The organism is Jiangella sp. DSM 45060 (assembly GCF_900105175.1).
In the GTDB taxonomy this organism is placed as follows: Bacteria; Actinomycetota; Actinomycetes; order Jiangellales; family Jiangellaceae; genus Jiangella.
In genome coordinates, this window is the sequence record NZ_LT629771.1 from 6,101,390 (window position 1) to 6,122,449 (window position 21,060).

Consider the following 21,060-nt stretch of genomic DNA (forward strand, 5'->3'; position numbering starts at 1 on the left):
CGCAGCCTTCTGGCCGCGGGGGCGGTCCTACGATGCGGGCATGACCGCCGGATCCGTCCCCGCCCGCGGGTCGTACGGCCGGCTCCGGGTCACGGCCGTCGCGCCGATCACCCCGGCGATGCTCCGGCTGACCGTCGCGGTCGAGGAGCCGCACCTGCCGCTCGACCCGTCCTGCCCGAACCAGGTGCTGCGGCTGTCACCGCCGGACGACGACGCCGGCGTGCTGAGCGGGGCGCGGCCGGCCAGCCGCACGTACACGATCCGCCGTGCCAACCCAGCGACCGGCCTGCTCGACCTCGACGTCGTCCTGCACGGTGACGGGCTGTTCGTCCGCTGGGCGCGGACGGCCGCACCCGGCGACACCCTCGACTTCACCGGCCCGCGGCCGCACGCCGTGCCGTCGCTCACCGCCGATGCCGTCGTCATGGCGACCGACGAGACCGGCCTGCCGGCGCTGGCCGCCGTCGCCGCGGCCGCGCCGTCCGGGCTGGCGATCCACGCCGTCGTCGAGGTGGCCGACGCCGCCGAGGAGCAGCCGCTGCCGTCGGCCGCGGACCTGCGGGTCACCTGGCTGCACCGCGACGGCGCCGCGGCCGGGACGACCGGTGCGCTGGAACGCGCGGTCCGGTCGCTCCCCTGGCCCTCCGGCGCCGTCGACGTGTGGGTCGCCGGCGAGGCCGGCGAGGTGCGCGCCATCCGCCGCTTCGCCGCCACCGACCGCGGCGTCGAGCGCCACCGGCTGCACGCGTTCGGCTACTGGCGCCGCGGCCGCGCCGGCTCTCCTGCCTGACGGGGGCGCGTGGTGCGCTGTGGGGCGGACCGTCAGGCGGGGCGGACGCTGAGCTTGTCGGCGCTCTCGTCGAGGTCGACGACGACGGTGTCGCCGTCGCGGACCTGGCCGGCGAGGATCTCCTTCGCCAGCTGGTCGCCGATGGCCGTCTGCACCAGGCGGCGCAGCGGCCGGGCGCCGTACACCGGGTCGTAGCCGGTGAGGGCCAGCCACTCCTTCGCGCTGTCGGTGACCCGAAGCGCCAGGCGGCGGTCGGCCAGGCGCTCCGCCAGCTTCACGACCTGGAGGTCGACGATGCGGGCGAGCTCGTCGGTGCCGAGCGGCTCGAACATGACGATGTCGTCGATGCGGTTGAGGAACTCGGGCTTGAACGACGCCCGGACGACCTCCATGACGGCGTCGCGCTTGGCCTTCTCGTCCAGCGCCGGGTCGGCGAGGAACACCGAGCCGAGGTTCGACGTGAGGATGAGGATGACGTTGCGGAAGTCGACCGTGCGGCCCTGGCCGTCGGTCATGCGGCCGTCGTCGAGCACCTGCAGCAGGATGTCGAAGACCTCGGGGTGCGCCTTCTCGACCTCGTCGAGTAGCACGACGGAGTACGGGCGACGACGCACCGCCTCGGTGAGCTGGCCGCCCTCCTCGTAGCCGACGTAGCCGGGCGGGGCGCCGACCAGCCGCGCGACGCTGTGCTTCTCGCTGTACTCGCTCATGTCGATGCGGACCATGGCGCGCTCGTCGTCGAAGAGGAAGTCCGCGAGCGCCTTGGCCAGCTCGGTCTTGCCGACACCCGTCGGACCCAGGAAGACGAACGAGCCGGTGGGGCGGTCGGGGTCGGAGATGCCGGCTCGGGACCGGCGGACGGCGTCGGACACGGCCGTCACCGCGGTGCGCTGCCCGATGACCCGGCTGCCGAGCTCGTCCTCCATGCGCAGCAGCTTCTCGGTCTCGCCCTCGAGCAGCCGACCGGCCGGGATGCCGGTCCAGGCCGCCACGACGTCGGCGACGTCGTCGGGACCGACCTCCTCCTTGACCATGGTGGCCGCCGCCTGGGCGTCGGCCACCTCGCTGGCGGCCGCCAGCTCCTTCTCCAGCTCCGGGATGCGGCCGTACAGCAGCTCGCTGGCGCCGGCGAGGTCGCCCTCACGCTGCGACCGCTCGGCCTGACCGCGCAGGTCGTCGATCTGCTCCTTCAGCGCGCCGACGCGGTTCAGCCCGGCCTTCTCCTGCTCCCAGCGGGCCTCGAGCGCGCGCAGCTCCTCTTCGCGGTCGGCCAGCTCGGCCTGCAGCGACGCGAGCCGCTCACGCGACGCGGCGTCGTGCTCCTTGTCGAGCGCGAGCTCCTCCATCTTGAGACGGTCGACCTGGCGGCGCAGGGTGTCGATCTCGACCGGCGAGGAGTCGATCTCCATGCGCAGCCGCGACGCGGCCTCGTCGACGAGGTCGATGGCCTTGTCGGGCAGCTGCCGGCCGGTGATGTAGCGGTGCGAGAGCGTGGCGGCGGCGACCAGCGCGGCGTCGGCGATCTGCACCTTGTGGTGCGCCTCGTAGCGCTCGCGCAGCCCGCGCAGGATGGCGACGGTGTCCTCGACGCTGGGCTCGCCGACGTAGACCTGCTGGAACCGGCGCTCGAGCGCGGCGTCCTTCTCGATGCGCTCGCGGTACTCGTCGAGCGTGGTGGCGCCGACCATGCGCAGCTCGCCGCGGGCCAGCATCGGCTTGAGCATGTTGCCGGCGTCCATGGCGGAGTCGCCGGTGGCGCCCGCGCCCACGACGGTGTGCAGCTCGTCGATGAACGTGACGACCTCGCCGTCGCTGGCCTTGATCTCGTCGAGGACGGCCTTGAGCCGCTCCTCGAACTCGCCGCGGTATTTCGCGCCGGCCAGCATGGCGCCCATGTCGAGGGAGACCAGCCGCTTGCCGCGCAGCGACTCGGGCACGTCGCCGTCGACCATGCGCTGGGCCAGCCCTTCGACGACGGCAGTCTTGCCGACGCCGGGCTCGCCGATGAGGACCGGGTTGTTCTTGGTGCGCCGCGACAGCACCTGGACGACGCGGCGGATCTCGGAGTCGCGCCCGATGACGGGGTCGATCTTGCCCTCGCGGGCCCGCTCGGTGAGGTCGACGCCGTACTTGTTCAGCGCGTCGTAGCTGCCCTCGGGGTCGGGGCTGGTGACGCGGGCCGTGCCGCGCACCTCGGTGAACGCGGCGCGCACCTTCTCGGCCGTGACGCCGTGCCTGGCCAGCAGGTCGCGCACGGGCGACTGCACGTGTGCCAGCCCCACGACCAGGTGCTCGGTGGAGACGTACTGGTCGTCCATCTCGCGGGCGACCTCACCGGCGTGCGACATGACGGCGTAGGTGCTGCGCGCGAGGTTCGGCGACGCGACGGTCGAGCCGGCCGCCTTGGGCAGCCCCTCGAACGCGACGTCGACGTCGCGGCGGACGGCCGGGAGGTCGGCGCCCGCGGCCTCGAGCAGCGGACCGGTCAGCCCACCGGACTGGATGAGCAGCGCACGCAGCACGTGCACCGGCTCGACGGCCGGGTTCCCTGCGGTCGCGGCGCTGCGCACGGCGACGGACAGCGCCTCCTGAGCCTTGGTGGTGAGCTGGTCGGACATCGATCTCCTCTGGTGCTCGATCACTTTCCCAAGACAACCGTGACAGAGTTGAGCCTATTCCACTCAACTCTGCGTCGCCAGTCCGAGCACTGGAACAATGACGATGATGCCCGGACGTCTCCCGGCCACCCTGGCCGCCACCGCTCTCGCCGTCGCCGCCCTGGCCGGCTGCTCCGTGCTGGGCGACCGCTCGATCCCCCGCTCCGACCTCGAGGGCGCGGTGAAGCAGCTGATGGAGGAGCAGTCCGGCCAGCCGGTCGACTCCGTCGGCTGCGACGGCGACCTCGCCGGCGAGGTGGACGCCTCGGTGCGCTGCACGGCGACGGTGGCCGGCGAGGAGGTCGGGCTCACCGTCACCACCACCGACGTCGACGGCAACGACGTCCGGTACGAGGTGCGCAACGACTCCGCGACCCCAGCGCCGACGTCGTCGCCGACCGAGCCGGCGCCGTCACCGACGTCGGGCTGACGCCGCCCAGCCGGCCACGTTCGCCCGTATCGCCGCGTCGAAGACGGCCGCGGGGTCGCCCGCGCGCGGGGGCATGAACGCACCCAGCTCGATCGAGACCAGGCCGTGCACGTTGGCCCACAACGCGGTGGCGATCGACTCGGCCGCCGGGTGCTTCGGGAACGTGCCCGCGCGGACCGCCCGCCGCACGGCGTCGAGCAGCGGCTCGAACGTCCGCGCACCGGCCCGCGCCGCGCGTCGCCCGACGTCGTCGGGGCTCAGCTCGCCGAACATGACGCGGTAGCCGTGCGGGTCGGCCAGTGCGTTCTCGCGGTAGGCGTGGCCGAGCCGGACGAGGTCGGCGACCGGATCGTCGCTCCGCCCGAGCGCCGCCAGCCGCTGCGCGAACCGGGCGAACACCTGCGCGTACAGCGCCGACACCAGCCCCGGCTTGCCGCCGAACAGGGAGTACACCGCGGCCGTGGACGTGCCGGCCTCGGCCGCCAGCGAGCGTAAATTCAGCGACGCGACGCCGCCGGAGGACACCGTGGCGGTGGCCCGTTCCGAGGCCACCCGGCTGGCCGGAGTGCTCCTGCTCGCCGCCGTCACCATCGAGTCCGGCGGCTGGTATCTCACCCGCATCGCCCGCGGCAAGGTCCCGGCTACCGACTTCCAGCGCTCGTTCGCCCGGGCCGGCCACGGCCACGCGGGCATGTTCGTCACGCTGGGGCTGATCACCGCGGTGCTCACCGACGCGACGACCTTGGACGGGTTCGCGGCGTGGGTGGCGCGCTCAGGGGTGCCGATCGCGGCCATCGTGATGCCGGCCGGCTTCTTCTTCTCGTCGCTCGGCCCCGGCCGCACGACGCCGAACCGGCTGATCTGGCTGGTGTGGATCGGCGCGGTGATCCTGGCCGCCGGCCTGGTGACTCTCGGCGTGGGCCTGTTGACGGCCTAGTTGTACTCGGCCGTGAGGTTGGTGGCGGGCGTGTCGGATTGAACGGGTGAGAGCCTCCGGGTGGGGTGTGGCTTGTCGAAGGTCCCACTCCGCTCGGAGGCTCTCGTGTCTCACCGTAATGCGCGCACCACGTTTCAGGGCCGGTTGTTGATCGTTGAGCGTCACCGTGCCGGTTGGCCGCAGTCGCACATCGCGAAGGCGATGGGTATCTCGCGTAAGTGTGTGAAGAAGTGGCTGGACCGCTAGCGGCCGAGGGCGAGGCCGGCCTGCACGAGCGATCCTCGCGGCCCCGTTCGTGTCCGCGCCGCACCAGCGCGGCGGTTGAGCAGCAGATCCTCGAGCTGCGCCGGTGCGAACGCCGTGGGCCGGATTGGATCGGCGCCGAACTGGGTGTGCCGGCCCGGACCGTGTCGCGGGTATTGGCTCGCCACCAGGCACCACGATTGTGCACGCTGGACCCCATCACAGGGCAGGCCATCCGGGCCTCGAAGAACACCGCGGTGCGCTACGAACGCGACCGACCCGGTGAGCTGGTCCACATGGACGTCAAGAAGATCGGCAAGATCCCCGACGGTGGTGGCTGGCGCGCCCGTGGTCAGACCCGAGACGCCCACCAGTCCCGGGTGGACAAGTCCCCGATCGGATTCGACTACGTGCACTCACTCGTCGATGACTACTCCCGGCTCGCGTACTCCGAGATCCTGCCCGACGAGAAGGGCCCGACCTGCGCGGCGTTCCTCACCCGAGCGATCAGCTACTTCGCCGCGCACGGCATCACCCGGATCGAGCGACTGATGACCGACAACGCATGGGCCTACAGGTGGTCGCTGCGCCAGATCTGCACAGCTCACGGCATCAAGCAGAAGTTCATCCGACCCCACTGCCCGTGGCAGAACGGCAAAGTCGAGCGCCTCAACCGCACCCTGCAGACCGAGTGGCCTACCGGCAAGTCTTCACCAGCAACGCCGAACGCGCCGCAGCCCTTGACCCCTGGATCGAGCACTACAACACTCAACGACGCCACAGCGCACTCGGCGGCCTCCCACCGATCAGCCGCCTGCCACCAACGTGACGGCCCGGTACACCTAGTCGCCGGTGACGAAGCGGGAGCGGTACACCGCCAGGGCCGACGTGAACGCCGGCACCGGCAGGTAGTCGGCGGGCTCTTCGGCCGCGCCGGTGATGAGCTCGAGCTGCTGGCGCAGCGTGTGCACCTCGGCCTCGAGCGCGAGGATGCGCTTGATGCCGACGAGGTTGACGCCGTCTTCCTGCGACAGCCGCTGCACCTCGCGCAGCAGCTCGACCTCGCGCAGCGAGTAGCGACGGCCGCCGCCGGGGGTGCGCCGAGGCGACACCAGCCCGAGGCGGTCGTACTGCCGCAGCGTCTGCGGGTGCATGCCGGCCATCTCGGCCGCCACGGAGATGACGTACAACGGCTCGTCGTCGCTGACCAGCCGGGCGGCGCCGGACAGCGCCACGATGAACCGTCCTCCGGCCTCCATGGTCATCCCTCCTTCGCCGCCAGGCCCATCAGCTCGGCCCGGACGTCGTCGCCCGAGGTGGCCGTCTGGAACTCCTCGAGCGCGTGCTTCGCGTCGCCCTTGAGCGACGGAGGCACCGTGACCTCGACGGTGACCAGGAGGTCGCCGCGGGTGCCGTCCTTGCGGGGCGCGCCGCGGCCGCGGACCCGGAAGGTGCGGCCGTTCGGCGTGCCCGGCGGCAGCTTGAGCGTGACCGCGCTGCCGCCCAGCGTGGGCACCTTGATGTCGGCGCCCAGCGCCGCCTCGGGGAACGTGACCGGGACGGTGACGGTGAGGTGCTCGCCGCGCCGCCCGAACACCGGGTGGGTGCCGACGTGGATGATGACGTAGAGGTCGCCCGCCGGGCCGCCGCGCTCGCCCGGCACGCCCTTGCCGCGCAGCCGGATGCGCTGGCCGTCGACCACGCCGGCCGGGATGCGCACGTGCATGACCTTGCTGGTGGTGCCGCGGCCCGAGCCGGCACACACCGGGCAGGGGTCGTCGACCACCAGGCCACGGCCCCGGCAGTCCTTGCACGGCTCGGCCATGCCGAAGCCGCCGGAGTCGGTGCTGGTGAAGCCGGTGCCCGAGCACGTGGGGCAGACCCGCGGGACGGTTCCGGCCCGCGCGCCGGTGCCGGCACAGGCCGAACACGCCGACGAGCTGGTCAGCTTCAGCGGGATGGTCTTGCCCTCGACCGCCTCGCTGAACGTGACGGTGACCTCGCGCTCGACGTCGGCGCCCCGGCGTGCGCCGGTGCTCCGCGGCCGGTTGCGCTGGCCGAAGATGCCGCCGAACACGTCGCCGAGACCACCGCCGCCGCTGCCGGAGAACAGGTCGCCGAGGTCGAAGTTGAAGTTCCCGCCGCCCCCGCCGGCCGGCGTGCGGATGCCACTGCCGAACAGCGTGCGCGCTTCGTCGTACTGCTTGCGCTTGGCGGGATCGGACAGCACGGAGTACGCCTCGGAGACGTCCTTGAAGCGCTCTTCCGCCGCCTTGTCGTCCTTGTTGCGGTCGGGGTGGAGCTCGCGAGCAAGGGTGCGGTAGGCCTTCTTGACCGTGGCCGCGTCGGCGTCCTTCCCGACGCCCAGGATCTTGTAGTAGTCCTTCTCGATCCAGTCCTTGGTGCTCACGGGCTCCCCCCTCCTCTCCGTTGACTGAACGTCAGCTCTGGTCGTCCTTATTCTCCGCCGAGTCGTCCTCGGCGGGTGTCGCCGGCAGCGCCTCGGTCGGCTCGGCCACCGCGACGCGCGCCGCCCGGATGATCCGCTCGCCGATGCGGTAGCCGGGCTGCAGGATCTGCGTGCAGGTGGGCACCTCGACGTCGTCGGAGTAGCCGTGCATGAGCGCCTCGTGGATCATCGGGTCGAAGGCGTCGCCGGGCTCGCCGTAGCGGACCAGGCCGGCCTTCGCCGTGACGGCCTCGAGCGCCTCGCCGACCGACCGGAATCCGCCGTTGAGGTCGCCGTGTTCGCGGGCCCGGCCGATGTCGTCGAGCACGCCGAGCAGCTCGGCCAGCACCTCGGCCTTGGCCGCCTCGCGGTTGGCCTCGCGGTCGCGCTCGACCCGGCGGCGGTAGTTGACGTACTCGGCCTGCAGCCGCCGGAGGTCGTCGAGCCGCTCGGCCGCCTCGGCCTTGGCGGCGGCCAGCTCTTCGCCGGCCACCGCCGCCGCGGCGTCGGACGCGGCGGACGCCGCGGACGCGGGAGCCGCGGCCCCCGCGTCCGGACCGGCGGCGTCGTCGGCACGACGCTCGCCGGTCTCGGGATCGATACGGCGCCGGTCGCGGATGACGGGCTTCAGCTCTTCGGGGTCATCGCCCGACCCCGCGGGTCGCTGCGCATCGGTCACTTGGTGTCCTTCTCGTCGTCGACGATCTCGGCCTCGACGACATCCTCCTCGGCGTTGTCGCCGTCGGCGGACGCGTCGGCGGCGTCGCCGTCGGCCGGGCCGGCCTGGGCGCCGTCGCCCGACGGAGCCTGCGCGTTGGCGTAGATGGCCGCGCCGAGCGCCTGGAAGGCGGTCTGCAGCCGCTCGGTGGCCGACTTGATGGCCGCGTCGTCGTTGCCCTCGAGCGCCTTCTTCGCCTCGGCCAGGGAGGTGTCGACGTCGTCGCGGACCTCCTGCGAGAGCGTGCCGACCTTCTCGGTGTTGTCGGCGAGGAACTTCTCGGTCTGGTACACCAGCGACTCGGCCTGGTTGCGGTTCTCGGCGGCCTCGCGACGCTTGTGGTCCTCCTCGGCGTACTGCTCGGCCTCGCGGACCATGCGCTCGATGTCGTCCTTGGGCAGCGACGACCCGCCGGTGATCGTCATGGACTGCTCGCGGCCGGTGCCGAGGTCCTTCGCGGACACGTGCACGATGCCGTTGGCGTCGATGTCGAAGGTGACCTCGATCTGCGGGACGCCGCGCGGCGCCGGCGGCAGACCGGTGAGGTCGAACGTGCCGAGCTTCTTGTTGTAGGCCGCGATCTCGCGCTCGCCCTGGTAGACCTGGATGCCCACCGTCGGCTGGTTGTCGTCGGCCGTGGTGAAGATCTCGGAGCGCTTCGTCGGGATGGTGGTGTTGCGCTCGATCAGCTTCGTCATGACGCCGCCCTTGGTCTCGATGCCGAGGGACAGCGGGGTGACGTCGAGCAGCAGGACGTCCTTGACCTCGCCCTTGAGCACGCCGGCCTGCAGGCTGGCGCCGACGGCGACGACCTCGTCGGGGTTGACGCCCTTGTTGGGCTCCTTGCCGCCGGTGAGCTCCTTCACGAGGTCGACGACGGCGGGCATGCGGGTGGAGCCGCCGACCAGGACGACGTGGTCGATCTGGTCGACGGAGATGCCGGCGTCGCGGACGACGTTCTGGAACGGCGACTTGGTGCGGGCCAGCAGGTCGGCCGTCATCTGCTCGAACTGCGCGCGCGACAGGGTCTCGTCGACGTGCACCGGGTTCTTCTCGGCGTCCTGCGCGATGTACGGCAGCGAGATGGACGTCTGGGTGCTGGACGACAGCTCGATCTTGGCCCGCTCGGCGGCCTCGCGGACGCGCTGCATGGCGATCTTGTCCTTCGACAGGTCGATGCCATGCGCGGCCTTCACCTGCGCGACCATCCAGTCGACGACCTTCTGGTCCCAGTCGTCGCCACCGAGGTGGTTGTCGCCGCTGGTGGCCTTCACCTCGACGACGCCCTCGCCGATCTCGAGCAGCGAGACGTCGAAGGTGCCGCCACCGAGGTCGAAGACGAGGATGGTCTGGTCGTGCTCGCCCTTGTCGAGGCCGTACGCCAGCGCGGCCGCGGTCGGCTCGTTGACGATGCGCAGGACGTTGAGGCCCGCGATCTCGCCGGCCTCCTTCGTGGCCTGACGCTGGGAGTCGTTGAAGTACGCGGGGACCGTGACGACGGCGTCGGTGATGGTCTCGCCCAGGTACGCCTCGGCGTCGCGCTTCAGCTTCTGCAGGACGAACGCCGAGATCTGCTGCGGCGTGAAGTTCTTGTCGTCGATCTTCTGCGACCAGTCGGTGCCCATGTGGCGCTTGACCGAGCGGATGGTGCGATCGACGTTGGTGACGGCCTGGCGCTTGGCCACCTCACCGACCAGGACCTCGCCGTTCTTGGCGAAAGCCACCACGGACGGGGTGGTCCGGGACCCCTCGGCGTTGGCGATGACGGTGGCCTCGCCACCCTCGAGAACGGCCACGACGGAGTTCGTCGTGCCCAGGTCGATGCCGACGGCTCGAGCCATGGCAGATACCTCCAGTGTGTTCCTCAGCAGTGTTGAGTCAGTATGGCTCAACCTACAACCTTGAGCCACGTTGGCTCAACTTCTGACATACGGCACAACGAGCGAACCGCTCTGAGGATTCCCTCAGTTTCTGCGCGTACGCTGACCGCCATGTTCCCGGAGTTCCAGGACGACGACGCACCCCGCCGTCCCGACGTGCGCAAGAAGATCGTGGCCGCGGTCCTCATCCTCTGCCTGGTCGCGGGCGTGGCGCCGTTCCTCGCCGCCCTGATCTTCTAGTCGCATGGCCGTTCAGGAGGACGCCCGGCCGGTCGCCGTCCGCAGCCGCCTGCTCGGCGTCGACGCCGCCCGCGGTATCGCCCTCCTGGGCATGATGTCGGTGCACATCCTCCCGGCCGTCGGCGAGGACGGCGGCCTGACCGCGTCGCGGCTGATCGCCAGCGGACGGTCGTCGGCGCTGTTCGCGGTGCTCGCCGGCGTCGGGCTGGCGCTGGCCACCGGGGGGCGCACGCCGCCGCGGGGCCGGCCACTGGCCGCCGCGAGCGTCGGCGTGGCGCTGCGGGCGCTCGTCATCTTCCTGGTCGGCCTCTGCCTGGGCGCCTTCCCGTCCGGCGTCGCGGTCATCCTCGCCTACTACGGGGTGCTGTTCCTGCTGGCCATCCCGTTCCTCGGGCTCGGGCCGCGGGTGCTGCTGCCGCTCGGCCTGCTGTGGGCCGTCGGCGCGCCGTTGCTGAACCACCAGTGGCGCATCGACCGGCCGCCGGCGTCGTACGACATCCCCACGTTCGACTCGCTCCAGCAGCCCGGCGACCTCCTGCGCGAGCTGCTGGTCAGCGGCTACTATCCGGTGTTCCCGTGGCTGGCGTACGTGCTCGTCGGGCTGGGCATCGGCCGGCTGGCGCTGGCGTCGACGCGGGTCGCGACGACGCTGCTGGCCGGCGGCGCCGCGCTGGCGGTGGCCGCCTGGGTGACGTCGAGCGTCCTGCTCGACAACGGCGGGCTGGAGCACCTGGTGGCCGCCGGGCTGGGCGGGCACCCGGCCAGCCCGTTCGACTTCGCCGACGTGGTCAACCACACCTCCTTCTACGGCACCACGCCGGCGACCAGCTGGTGGTGGCTGATCGTCGCCTCACCGCACTCCGCGACGCCGTTCGACCTGCTGCACACCATCGGCACCAGCGCGGCCGTGCTCGGGCTGATGCTGCTGCTCGCGCCGCGGGCCCGGCCGCTGGTGTGGCCGCTGGCGGCCATCGGCGGCATGACGTTCACGCTCTATACCCTGCACGTCGTGCTGCTGTCCGGCCCGATCCAGGGCCACGACCTCTCGACCTACCTGGTCCACGTGGCGATCGCGTTCGCCATCGCCATGCCGTGGCGGGCGTTCATCGGACGCGGGCCGCTGGAGGCGGTCGCGGCGGGGCTGGGCCGGGCGGGGCGGGAGGCCGTGCTGTCACCGTCGCCGCGGCGATAGCACGCTGAGGTCCACCGCGTCGGCCATCGCCGCGTACCCGGCGTCGCCGGGGTGCAGGTGGTCGCCGGAGTCGTACTCGGCGCGCATGCGCAGCGGCTCGTCCGGGTCGCGCAGGACGGCGTCGAAGTCGATGACCGCGTCGAACGCGCCGGACTCGCGGATCCACTCGTTGACCGCCGTCCGCACGGCCTCGCGTTCCGGCGTCCACGTGCCCCAGCCCTGGAACGGCCCGATGGTCGCGCCGACCACCCGCATGCCCTGGTCGTGGGCGCGCTGGATGATCTGCTCGTACGCCGCGATCAGCTTCTCGGGGTCGTACTGCGAGTTCGGCTGCTGGATGTCGTTGACGCCCTCGAACACCACCACGGTGCCGGCGCCGGTCTGCGTCAGCACGTCGCGGTCGAACCGGGCCAGCGCGTTGTCGCCCTGGCCGGGGCTGTTGGCGTGCAGCAGCAGGCGGTTGCCGCCGATGCCGGCGTTGAGGATGCCGAAGCGGTGCGGCCGCGGCTGCTGGAGCATGCGGTCGGCCAGGTAGTCGGGCCACCGGTGGTTGGCGTCGCGGGTGGAACCGCTGCCGTCGGTGATGGAGTCGCCCAGGAACACCACCGCGCCCGACGTCGCGCCCCGCACGTCGAGGCCGTCCAGGAACCAGAACGACGTCGTCGTCGCCGGGAACGACGACCCCGACGGCGCGGTGGTCTGGTCGCCGGTCGCGACCCAGCCGGTCGAGTGCGCCGCCGAGTGATAGGTCGCGGGACCGGTCGGGCCGGGCACGTAAAGGCTCACCAGCACGTCGCTGTCGTCGGCGATGCGCAGCGCGACGGGGTCCGAGACCAGCTCGGCGCCGGCCGGGATCGTCACGGCGGCATCGCCGGAGAACGTCACCGCGCTCACCGTCGCCGCGTCGACGTCGCCCGGGCCCGCGCCCGGCAGCGCGAGCGTCGCCGCACCCACGACCAGAGGCTGGGCGCCGTACACGTTGGTGAGCCGGAGCCGGACCTGCGAGCCGCCGACGGAGACGTGCAGCCGCTGGCGCAGCGTGGTGTCGGTGAACCCGGCCAGGGCCTGGCCGTTCTGCGGGCGGGCGACGGCGGTGGCCCAGGTTCCGACCCAGTCGTCGGACGCGGACGTCGCCGCCGGGGCGGCGTGGTCCGGTGGCGCCGGCGGGGCGTCGGCGGCGGGGACGGCGGTGGTGGCGCCCGCGATGAGCGCGGCGCCCGCGGCTGCTGCGGCCAGCGGTCCGGCCCAGCGTCGAAGGGAGGTCGGCAGCGAACGGGACAGCGGCATCGGCGTCTCCTCGTCGTGTCGGCCGCGCCCGGCAGGGGGTGGCCGGGCGCGGCACTCGTGACGCTATGTCGCCCTCCGCACCGGCCACCAGCCGTGCTGCGGCGAACGGCCGCTTCGGTGCGGCAAGCGGTTTCCCCGCCCGACCGGACCGCACCGGTAAATGCACGGCAAACAGCCCAATTTACCGGTTCGTTATTGCAGCGTCAATAGTATCTTGCACCGCAACATCAGCATTGACCCCCGGGATTCCTGTCGCTAGGTTACGTGCACCCCCACATCAGTCTGTCCGGCGAATAGCAGGGCACAAGATGCGTCGCCGGGCACTATTCCACCGGAGGTCCCGACGATGTCAATGAAGCGCGCTCTGACGGGTGTGGCCGCAGCCGCCCTCGCAGCAACAGTGCTGGTCGTCGTGCCAGGCGAGCGAGGAGCGAGCACCGCGGACGCCGCTGCTGATGACATTCCCACCCCCACGGAATTCTTCGGATTCGCCATGGGCACCAGCGGAAAGCTGGCGCCTTTCGAGCAGATCAAGGACTACTTCGAGCTGGTCGCCGAAGAATCGGACAGCGTCGAGTACGAAGTGGCCGGCACCACCACGCTGGGCCACGAATACCCGGTCCTACGGGTGAGCTCAGCCGCGAACCTCGCCCGGATCGACGAGATCCTGGCCGCGAACGAGCGGCTGGCCGACCCGCGGGCCGACCTCACCGAGAGCGAGGCCCGCACGCTGGCCGAGCAGAGCGTGCCGGTCTACTACCTGGAAGCGACGCTGCACTCCACCGAGGTGGGCAACCTGCCCGCGCTGGTCGATGTGATCCACCGGTTGTCGACCGAGCGGTCGGAGTTCGTCCAGAACATCCTCGACAACCTGGTGATCCTGGTGGTGCCGTCGGCCAACCCGGACGGCCAGCACCTGCTGGTCGACTACTTCAACGAGACCGAGGGCACCGGCTACGCGCGCACCTATCCGGACCTGTACCACAAGTACGTCGGGCACGACAACAACCGCGACTGGATCTTCTTCACGCAGGAGGAGTCGCGCATCCGCACCCGGCTGGAGCAGCAGTACCGGCCGGTGATCCTGCACTTCATGCACCAGGCCGGGTCCAACAGCCCGCGCATGTGGGTGCCGCCGTTCGACGAGCCGCTCGGCCCGAACATCGACTCCATCACGATCTCCGCGTCGAACGCGCTGGGCGCCGAGGTCGCCAACGCCGCCGCCGAGGCGGGCCTGCCCGGCGTCAGCACGGACGACGCCTACGGCATCTTCTGGAACGCCGACGTGTTCGGCACCGGCCCGCACCGCGGCGCGTCGCTGTTCCTGCACGAGATCGCCTCGGTCCGCGACCTCGCGCTGCCGTTCTCGAACCCCGACGGCACCCCGCCCGGCGCCCGCGACCGCACCATGCGCACGTTCGACCCGTACACCGAGAAGACGTGGACGCTGGAGCAGATCGTCGAGTACGCGAAGCTGTCGATGTACACCGGCCTGGACAGCGTGGCCAAGGACGCCGACGACTGGCTGTACAACAACCTCTACCAGGTCAACCGCAAGAACATGGAGCCCGATGGCGGGCCGGAGACGTACCTCGTGCCGGCCGGCCAGCGTGACCCGTTCGCCGTCAAGCAGCTGGTCGAGATCTTCGACATCGCCGGCGTCGAGGTCGACCGCGCGCTGTCGACGGTGCGGGTGGGCCGGCAGACGTACCCGGCCGGCACGCTGCTGGTCCAGAGCCGGCAGCCGATGGGCAGCTGGGTCGACCAGGTGCTCGAGGTGGACCAGTACCCCGACCAGGCACGCAAGTGCGCCGACTGCCCGCTGATCATGCCGTACAGCGAGACCACCGACAATCTCGGCATGTTGCTCGGCCTGACGGTGCAGCCGGTCGACGGCGCGCGGGTGGCCCGCACCGAGCGGATCACCGCCGCCGACATCACCGCGCCGGCGGTGCCGAACGCGCCGGCCGGCGGCGCCTACCTGGTGCGGCCGACGACGTACGGCCTGACGCACGCGATCGCCCGGCTGCAGGAGGACGACGTCCCGGTGTTCCGCGCGGCGGCGGGCTTCACCGCCGGCGGCACAACGTACGAGCCCGGCACGCTGATCGTCCCCGCGACGGCGGCCGCGCGCGCCACGCTGACCGAGGTGTCGCAGCTCACCGCGCTGCCGGTGACGACGGCGGCGCAGGTGCCCGGCGTCGACGCGCTGCAGCTGAAGCCGGACACGAAGATCGGGCTGATCCGCGGCGCGAACAACATGCCCGGCGGCTGGCTGATGTGGCTGGCCGACACCTACGGGCTGAACTACGAGGTGGTCGAGGCGGACGACTACGCCGACCTGGCGCAGTTCGACACCATCCTCGTCGCGCCGGGCGTCACCAAGGCCCGCATCGTCACCGGGGTCAACCCGGCGCTGGTCCCGGAGGAGTTCCACTGGGCCCGCGGCGTCGGCGAGGCCGGCTGGCAGGCGCTGGCGACGTGGGTGCGCGACGGCGGCAACCTGGTCGCCGTCGGGTCGGCGGCGGAGACGGCACGCGACCTGCTCGCGCTGCCGATCACCAACGCGACGCCGGCCGACCGGGCCGCGTTCAGTGCTCCGGGCACGCTGCTCAACGCGCAGTTCGACCCGGCCGCCCCGGCCACCTGGGGCATGCCGGCGAACTGGCCGGTCTGGTACAACAACAGCCCGGCCTACCGGGTGACGGCCGGCGCCGGCGCCACCGTCGCCTCGACGTACCCGGCCTCCGGTGAGCTGCTGGCCAGCGGGTACGCGCACGGCCAGGCGGCGCTGGCCGGGCTGGCGAACGTCGTGACGGTGCCGGTGGGCGCCGGTGAGGCGACCGTCGCCGGTGCGGACATCACGTTCCGCAGCTGGCCGCGGGCGACGTGGACGATCGTGTCGAACGCGCTCTACAACGGCGCCGGCAGCACCGTGCCGGCGGCCGAACTGGCGGCCCGGGTGACCGGCCGCTAGGCGGTTCGCGCCCCGCCCCCGTGGTCCGGAGTTCCGGGCCACGGGGGCGGTTCGTCGCTACTCGCCGTCGTCGGCGCCGGGCGTGCGGACGCCGAGCTCGGCGTCGAGACGCAGCAGGCCGGGGCCGTCGTCGCCGATGAGGTGCAGGCGGCCGAGGATCTCGGAGACGGTCGCCTCTTCCTCGATCTGCTCCTCGACGAACCAGCTGAGCAGCGGCAGGCTGTCGATGTCGCCCTCGGCGACGGCCAGCCGGTACAGCGCCCGGATGGACTCGGACACCCGCTGCTCGTGCGCCAGCGATGCCTCGAACGCCGTGACCACCGCCGAGCCGGGATCCTTCGGCGCCGCGATGTCGCCGATCTGCGGACGGTTGCCGCGGTCGGTGACGTGCTGGGTGAACTTGGCCGCGTGCACACGCTCTTCATCGGACTGGATGCGCATCCACGACGCCATGCCCGGCAGGTTGGCGTCCTCGAGCGCGATGGCCAGCTGCAGGTAGGCGATGGACGACTCGAGCTCGAGCGTGATCTGCTCGGAGAAGGCTTTGGCAAGCGTGTCGTTGAGCTTCATGTGCACGACGTTAACGCAGCTCAGAGGGTATTTCCACGAAGTCCTGCCTACCCTTGCGAAGGTTCGCCGAACCTGCCTTCGTCATTCGCGCGCGGCGGCCAGGGCCACCGGCCGCGCGCGCGTGACCCACCACGCGACGGCCGGCGCCACCACGGCGGCCAGCAGCATCGTGCCGGCCACCGTCGCGGCGGCGAGCCCCCAGGGCAGCTCGACGATCGCGACGCCGACCGACTTCCGGGCCGCGACGGCGATGCCGGCGAGCGCCGCGGCGACCACGAGTCCGCCGAGAACGAGTCCCACCGCCGTGACGACGAGCGCCTCGACGGCGGTGGTCGCCACGACCTGGCCGCGGGTCAGCCCGGACAGCCGGGCCACGGCGTGCTCGCGGCGGCGTCCGGTGCCGGCGATCACCATGGCGTTGACGACCGCCATGACGGTATAGAGCGCGGCGAGCACCAGGAGCACGGTGAGGGTGGCGGTGTTCGTGCGCTGCTGGTCGCGTGCGGCCGCGGCGATCCAGGCGTCGACGCCGATCACCTCGCCGTAGGCGGCGGCCGCGCGGGTCACCGTCGCCGGGTCCTCGCCGGGCACGACGCGCAGCAGGACGTCCGCGGGCGCGTCGGCCAGCTCGGCCGCGGGCACCAGGTCGCGCGGGACGAGGATCCGCTGCCGGTCGGAGAGCCGTTCGGGCAGGACCACGGCGATCCGTGCGTCGACGACGGTGTCGCCGACGCGGACCGTGGCGCGCTCCCCCAACGGGTAGCGGACACCGTCGGTGGGCCGCTCCATGACCGCGATCGCGGGCCCGGTGAGCTCGCCGAGCTCACCGGCGACCGGCCGGACCCGATGGACCCGGGCATAGGCGTCCGGGTCCACGACGGCGATGCCGTCGTGATGTCGCTCGGTCGCGGGACCGTCGTCGCCGGTGGCGGGCAGGTCGACGGCGAGCGGCAGCCGCTGTTCCGGCGACGCCGCCTCGACCCCCGGCAGCCGGGCGAGGTCGGACACGTGCTCGCCGGTCGTGGCGACGACGAGGTCCGCGCCGGTCTGCGCGCGCTGCTCGACGGCGATCCCGCTGGTCGTCGCGTTCACCCCGCCAGTGAGGCTGAGCACGGTCGCGACCAGGACGATCACCGGGGCCGCGGTCGACGCCGATCGCTGGACGCCCTGGCGGACGTTGGCGTAGGCGAGCCGCCCGAGGGTGCTCGGCCGCACGGGCGCCGCGAGCAGCAGGCTCATCGACGGCAGCAGCGCCGGGCCGAGCAGGCTGAACGCGACGGCCCCGGTGATCGCGATCCCGAGACCCAGTGCCAGGGCGACGACGAGCCCGGCGAACGATGCGGCGACGACCTGCACGACGGTCAGCGTCAGCATCGCGAGTCCGCCGGCCCACCGTCCGGCCGTCATCACCGAGGACGCCGCCGGGGCGTCGCGGACCGCATCCAGCGGCGGGATGCGGCCCGCCCGCCGGGACGCGACCGCCACGCCGAGGACGGCCACACCGACACCGATGCCGGCGGCGAGCCACCCGGGCCAGGCCGGCCGGGTGAGGACGAAGCCGGCGGGCACGAACTCGGCGCGCCGGAGCAACCACAGCTGCGCCGCCACTGCCGGGCCGGTCAGTGGCAGACCCAGCGCCGCGCCGATGCCCCCGAGGAGCACCGCCTCCCCCGTCAGCACCAGCCGCACCTGGAGCCGCCCGGCGCCGAGCAGTCGCAGCAGGGCGAGGTCACGGCGGCGTTCGGCGACCGTGAACGAGAACGTGGTGGCGACGATGAAGACGGTGAGGAACCCGGCGAGGATCGCGCTGATGATCATCACCGTGGCCACGCCGTCGAACGCCTCGCGAACGGCGGCCGCGACGTGCGGCGTGAGGCCGGCGGTGACGGGCGGCGTGGCGGAGGCGGCGACCGTCGCGGCCGAGGCGATCAGCGCGACCCCGGCGGCGACGGTGACGACGGCGCCGGCGAACAGCGGCCAGCGGTCGCGGAAGCCCCGCAGCGACAGGCCGATCACCGTCGCTCCAGCCCGGCCAGGGTGGCCGCGACCGCGCCGGCCGACGCACGCTCCAGCCGGTCGACGACACCGCCGTCGACCAGGAACACCACGCTGTCGGCGGCCGCCGCAGCGGCGGGATCGTGGGTGACCATGACGACCGTCTGGCCGTCGTCCACCATCCGGCGCAGCAGGCCGAGCACCGACCGGGACGCGGCGGAGTCCAGGGCGCCGGTGGGCTCGTCGGCGAACAGCACCGCGGGGCGCGTCGCGATCGCGCGAGCCAGCGCCACGCGCTGCTGCTGGCCACCGGAGAGCTGGCCGGGGCGGTGGCGGGCGCGGTCGCCGAGCCCGACGGACTCGAGCGCGGCACGGATCCGCGCGCGGGACGGCCGCGTGCCCGCGAGCCGGAGCGGCAGGGCGACGTTCTGGGCGGCCGTCAGCGACCCGACCAGGTTGAAGTTCTGGAAGGCGAAGCCGACGGCGGTGCGCCGCAACCGGGTCAGCGTGCGGTCGGCGGCCCGGGTGATGTCGGTGCCGGCCAGCACGACCCGGCCGGCGTCGGCCCGTTCCAGCCCGGCCAGACAGTGCAGCAGGGTTGACTTCCCCGAGCCGGACGGGCCCATGACGGCCAGCCAGGTCCCCGCCGGCACCTGGAGGGTCACGTCGGCCAGGGCGGCCACGGCAGTCGCGCCGGAACCGTAGGTCTTGGTCACGCCGACGGCGGTGATCGCCGCGGGCGGTGTGGTGTCGGTCATCGCGTCCATCCCAGCCGCGACGGCGCCGTCACGGTATGGGCGTGGACGAGACAATCGCCGCCGGCCTGGGGTAGCGCGCACGCCACCCCCGTACTGTGAGGTCATGACCTCGCCCGTCACGGCCTTGGCGCCACAGCGTGCGCTGCCGCTCCCGGCCACGATCCTGCTCGCGGCGGCGCTCGCGGTCGTCGACGTCGTCGTGGTGGTGGCCGCCGCCGCGCTGCCGGTGATCCTGGTCGTCGCGCCCGCTCTCGTTCCGGCCGACCGCATCGACCTCGGCTTCTGGCACATCGACAGCACGGCAGAGGCGTGGCTCGCGGTGCTGCCGGGGGCGGCACTGCTGGCGGCCGAGCTCCCGCTCTTCGCCCGGCTCGGACGGGCCCAGCTGGACCTCGTGCGCCGGCCGGCCGCCCCGGCGCCGGCGCCGCCCGAGCCGGCCCCGTCCGACTTCGTGGCCGCCCTCACGCCACGCGAGCGCGAGGTGCTCGAGCTGATGGCCGAGGGCCTGACCAACACCGCCATCGCGGCGAGGTTGTTCGTCAGCGAGGCCACCGTGCGCAAGCACATCGGGCGCATCTTCGCCAAGCTCGGCGCCGACCGCGGCGCCACCGACCGCCGAGTGGCGGCGGTCGTCGCCTACCTGCGCACCTGAGCCCGTGAACGCGAGATCGTCAAGGCCGGCCGGCCCGCCCGAGCGAGACGGCCACCGGGACCGCCACGACCAGCGCCACCATCGCCGCTCCGGCCACCAAGGCCGTGAAGCCGCCCGCCGCCACCACCAGCCCGGCGACCGGCGCGCCGCCGCCCGCGGCCAGGCCCATCGCCACCTCGCCCACGCCCTCGGCCCGCGGCCGGTTCTCCGGCGCCGCGCCCGCGGTCAGCAGCGCGCTGCCGGCCAGCACGCCGGCGTTCCAGCCGAGGCCGAGCAGGCCCAGCGAGACCAGCAGCGCGACCTCGTCGTCCGCACCGGCGGCGCCCACGACGCCTGACGCGACCAGCAGCACGGCGGCCGCGGCCGTCACTACCACCGGGCCCACGCGGTCCAGCACTGGGCCCGAGACGATCGACGGGACGAACATGCACAGCGCGTGCACGCTGACGATGCCCCCGACCACCGCCGGGCCGTGACCATGCGCGACGAGGTGCACCGGCGCCACCGCCATGACCCCGACCATCACCAGGTTCGTGCCGGCCAGCAGCGCGACCGCGCGCGCCGGCACGGCCGTCCTTACGGCGGGCGGGCGGCGCGCCGGCGGCTGGTCCGTCCGGGCCAGCGGACCGAGCAGGGCCGCCGCGACGACGAAGGCCACGACGGCGATGAGGTACAGCCCGGTGAGCGGGGGCAGGCCGGCCGCGGACGCGAACCGACCGCCGGACGCCAGCAGGTTCGGCCCCGCGACCGCACCGGCCGCGACCGCGAACAGCACCAGGCCCAGTGCCCGGCCCCGGCCGGCCGGCTCGCCGGCGTCGGCCGCGGCGTAGCGGGCGAGGAACACCGACGCGTTGCCGACGCCGAACACCGCGCTGCCGGCCAGCAGCAGCCCGAGCCCGGCCCACGCGGCGGCCGCGACGACGATCACGGCGCCGGCCGCGCCCAGGAGGTATCCGAGGGCCAGTCCGGACGGTCGCCCGGCGCGTGCACTGACCCGTGAGACGAGGACGGCGCCGACGGCGGACCCGGCGACGTGCACGCCGACCGGCAGTCCAGCCGTCGCGGGGTCACCGGTCAAGTCGTGCGCCAGCAGCGGTCCGGCGAGACCGCCGGCGGCCAGGCCGACGCTGCCGACGGCGGTCGCGGCGGCGAGCAGCGCCAGCCGGGTGCGGGTGGTGGCGTGCATCGTGCTGAGGGAGATCGTCATGTCCTCCACGATCGGGCCCGTCGCCCGCGAGCGTCCAACACCTGTTCGAGCGGCATTGACCGCCCCGGGTTGTCAATC

General features: G+C 72.8%; 18 protein-coding genes and 1 pseudogene. 8 read left to right on the forward strand and 11 right to left on the reverse strand.

From position 1 onward, the window contains the following. The first annotated feature begins 40 nt into the window (after positions 1–40). Positions 41–790 carry a siderophore-interacting protein gene (locus BLU82_RS27420; protein WP_092624089.1) on the forward strand — a complete coding sequence of 250 codons (750 nt, stop codon included), beginning with the start codon at positions 41–43 and terminating at the stop codon, positions 788–790. A gap of 32 nt (positions 791–822) precedes the next feature. Here the strand turns inward: BLU82_RS27420 and clpB are convergent, their stop codons facing one another. Then, entirely contained in the window at positions 823–3,408 is a 2,586-nt protein-coding gene (gene clpB / locus BLU82_RS27425; protein ID WP_092624090.1) for an ATP-dependent chaperone ClpB, read from the reverse strand. A 106-nt stretch (positions 3,409–3,514) separates the two neighbouring features. Here clpB and BLU82_RS27430 point away from each other — a divergent pair, with 106 nt between their 5' ends. After that, positions 3,515–3,877: a DUF4333 domain-containing protein gene (locus BLU82_RS27430; protein WP_157741294.1), complete on the forward strand. Its 363-nt coding sequence runs from the start codon at positions 3,515–3,517 to the stop codon at positions 3,875–3,877. Here BLU82_RS27430 and BLU82_RS27435 read toward each other — a convergent pair. After that, positions 3,860–4,330 carry a TetR-like C-terminal domain-containing protein gene (locus tag BLU82_RS27435; RefSeq protein WP_231947594.1) on the reverse strand — a complete coding sequence of 157 codons (471 nt, stop codon included), beginning with the start codon at positions 4,328–4,330 and terminating at the stop codon, positions 3,860–3,862. The two genes, BLU82_RS27430 and BLU82_RS27435, sit on opposite strands and share 18 nt — an antisense overlap. Positions 4,331–4,337: 7 nt before the next feature. On the opposite strand from BLU82_RS27435, the gene BLU82_RS34850 reads away from it, so the two are divergent. Further along, positions 4,338–4,814, forward strand: a complete 477-nt coding sequence (locus tag BLU82_RS34850; protein WP_172885494.1) for a hypothetical protein — start codon at positions 4,338–4,340, stop codon at positions 4,812–4,814. A 105-nt stretch (positions 4,815–4,919) separates the two neighbouring features. Further along, a pseudogene (locus tag BLU82_RS27440) lies at positions 4,920–5,886 on the forward strand (IS481 family transposase). 13 nt (positions 5,887–5,899) lie between these two features. On the opposite strand, the gene BLU82_RS27445 reads toward BLU82_RS27440, so the two are convergent. The 4 genes from BLU82_RS27445 to dnaK all read right to left on the reverse strand — a co-directional run bounded on the left by BLU82_RS27445 (position 5,900) and on the right by dnaK (position 10,065). Then, a complete protein-coding gene (locus BLU82_RS27445; protein WP_231947852.1) occupies positions 5,900–6,220 on the reverse strand; it encodes a heat shock protein transcriptional repressor HspR in 321 nt (106 codons plus the stop codon). Positions 6,221–6,318: 98 nt separating this feature from the next. Further along, positions 6,319–7,467 carry a molecular chaperone DnaJ gene (dnaJ, locus tag BLU82_RS27450; RefSeq protein ID WP_092624094.1) on the reverse strand — a complete coding sequence of 383 codons (1,149 nt, stop codon included), beginning with the start codon at positions 7,465–7,467 and terminating at the stop codon, positions 6,319–6,321. Positions 7,468–7,498: 31 nt separating this feature from the next. Beyond that, positions 7,499–8,185 carry a nucleotide exchange factor GrpE gene (grpE, locus tag BLU82_RS27455; RefSeq protein WP_092624095.1) on the reverse strand — a complete coding sequence of 229 codons (687 nt, stop codon included), beginning with the start codon at positions 8,183–8,185 and terminating at the stop codon, positions 7,499–7,501. Next, positions 8,182–10,065, reverse strand: coding sequence for a molecular chaperone DnaK (dnaK, locus tag BLU82_RS27460; RefSeq protein ID WP_092624096.1), 1,884 nt, complete (start codon positions 10,063–10,065; stop codon positions 8,182–8,184). The genes grpE and dnaK overlap by 4 nt, the downstream gene beginning before the upstream one ends. 150 nt (positions 10,066–10,215) lie before the next feature. Here dnaK and BLU82_RS36055 point away from each other — a divergent pair, with 150 nt between their 5' ends. After that, positions 10,216–10,344 (forward strand): hypothetical protein, encoded by a 129-nt coding sequence (locus BLU82_RS36055; RefSeq protein ID WP_255367091.1) that lies wholly within the window; start codon positions 10,216–10,218, stop codon positions 10,342–10,344. Positions 10,345–10,348: 4 nt separating this feature from the next. Further along, entirely contained in the window at positions 10,349–11,536 is a 1,188-nt protein-coding gene (locus BLU82_RS27465; protein WP_092624097.1) for a heparan-alpha-glucosaminide N-acetyltransferase domain-containing protein, read from the forward strand. Here BLU82_RS27465 and BLU82_RS27470 read toward each other — a convergent pair. After that, positions 11,516–12,823: an SGNH/GDSL hydrolase family protein gene (locus BLU82_RS27470; RefSeq protein WP_092624098.1), complete on the reverse strand. Its 1,308-nt coding sequence runs from the start codon at positions 12,821–12,823 to the stop codon at positions 11,516–11,518. The genes BLU82_RS27465 and BLU82_RS27470 overlap by 21 nt on opposite strands. Before the next feature lie 493 nt (positions 12,824–13,316). Here BLU82_RS27470 and BLU82_RS27475 point away from each other — a divergent pair, with 493 nt between their 5' ends. After that, positions 13,317–15,800, forward strand: coding sequence for a M14 family zinc carboxypeptidase (locus tag BLU82_RS27475; RefSeq protein WP_172885711.1), 2,484 nt, complete (start codon positions 13,317–13,319; stop codon positions 15,798–15,800). A gap of 57 nt (positions 15,801–15,857) precedes the next feature. On the opposite strand, the gene BLU82_RS27480 is transcribed toward BLU82_RS27475, so the two are convergent. The 3 genes from BLU82_RS27480 to BLU82_RS27490 form a co-directional block, all read right to left on the reverse strand. Continuing rightward, positions 15,858–16,370 (reverse strand): ferritin, encoded by a 513-nt coding sequence (locus BLU82_RS27480; RefSeq protein ID WP_092624100.1) that lies wholly within the window; start codon positions 16,368–16,370, stop codon positions 15,858–15,860. Between the two features lie 81 nt (positions 16,371–16,451). Next, positions 16,452–18,386 carry an FtsX-like permease family protein gene (locus BLU82_RS27485; protein ID WP_092624101.1) on the reverse strand — a complete coding sequence of 645 codons (1,935 nt, stop codon included), beginning with the start codon at positions 18,384–18,386 and terminating at the stop codon, positions 16,452–16,454. Further along, positions 18,383–19,123, reverse strand: a complete 741-nt coding sequence (locus tag BLU82_RS27490) for an ABC transporter ATP-binding protein (protein WP_231947595.1) — start codon at positions 19,121–19,123, stop codon at positions 18,383–18,385. The genes BLU82_RS27485 and BLU82_RS27490 overlap by 4 nt, the downstream gene beginning before the upstream one ends. Before the next feature lie 103 nt (positions 19,124–19,226). Here BLU82_RS27490 and BLU82_RS36060 point away from each other — a divergent pair, with 103 nt between their 5' ends. After that, the gene (locus BLU82_RS36060) at positions 19,227–19,775 is read left to right on the forward strand and encodes a helix-turn-helix transcriptional regulator (protein ID WP_092624103.1); all 549 of its coding nucleotides are present in this window, start codon (positions 19,227–19,229) and stop codon (positions 19,773–19,775) included. Positions 19,776–19,794: 19 nt separating this feature from the next. Here the strand turns inward: BLU82_RS36060 and BLU82_RS27500 are convergent, their stop codons facing one another. Beyond that, the gene (locus BLU82_RS27500) at positions 19,795–20,982 is read right to left on the reverse strand and encodes an MFS transporter (protein WP_092624104.1); all 1,188 of its coding nucleotides are present in this window, start codon (positions 20,980–20,982) and stop codon (positions 19,795–19,797) included. Positions 20,983–21,060: the final 78 nt, after the last annotated feature.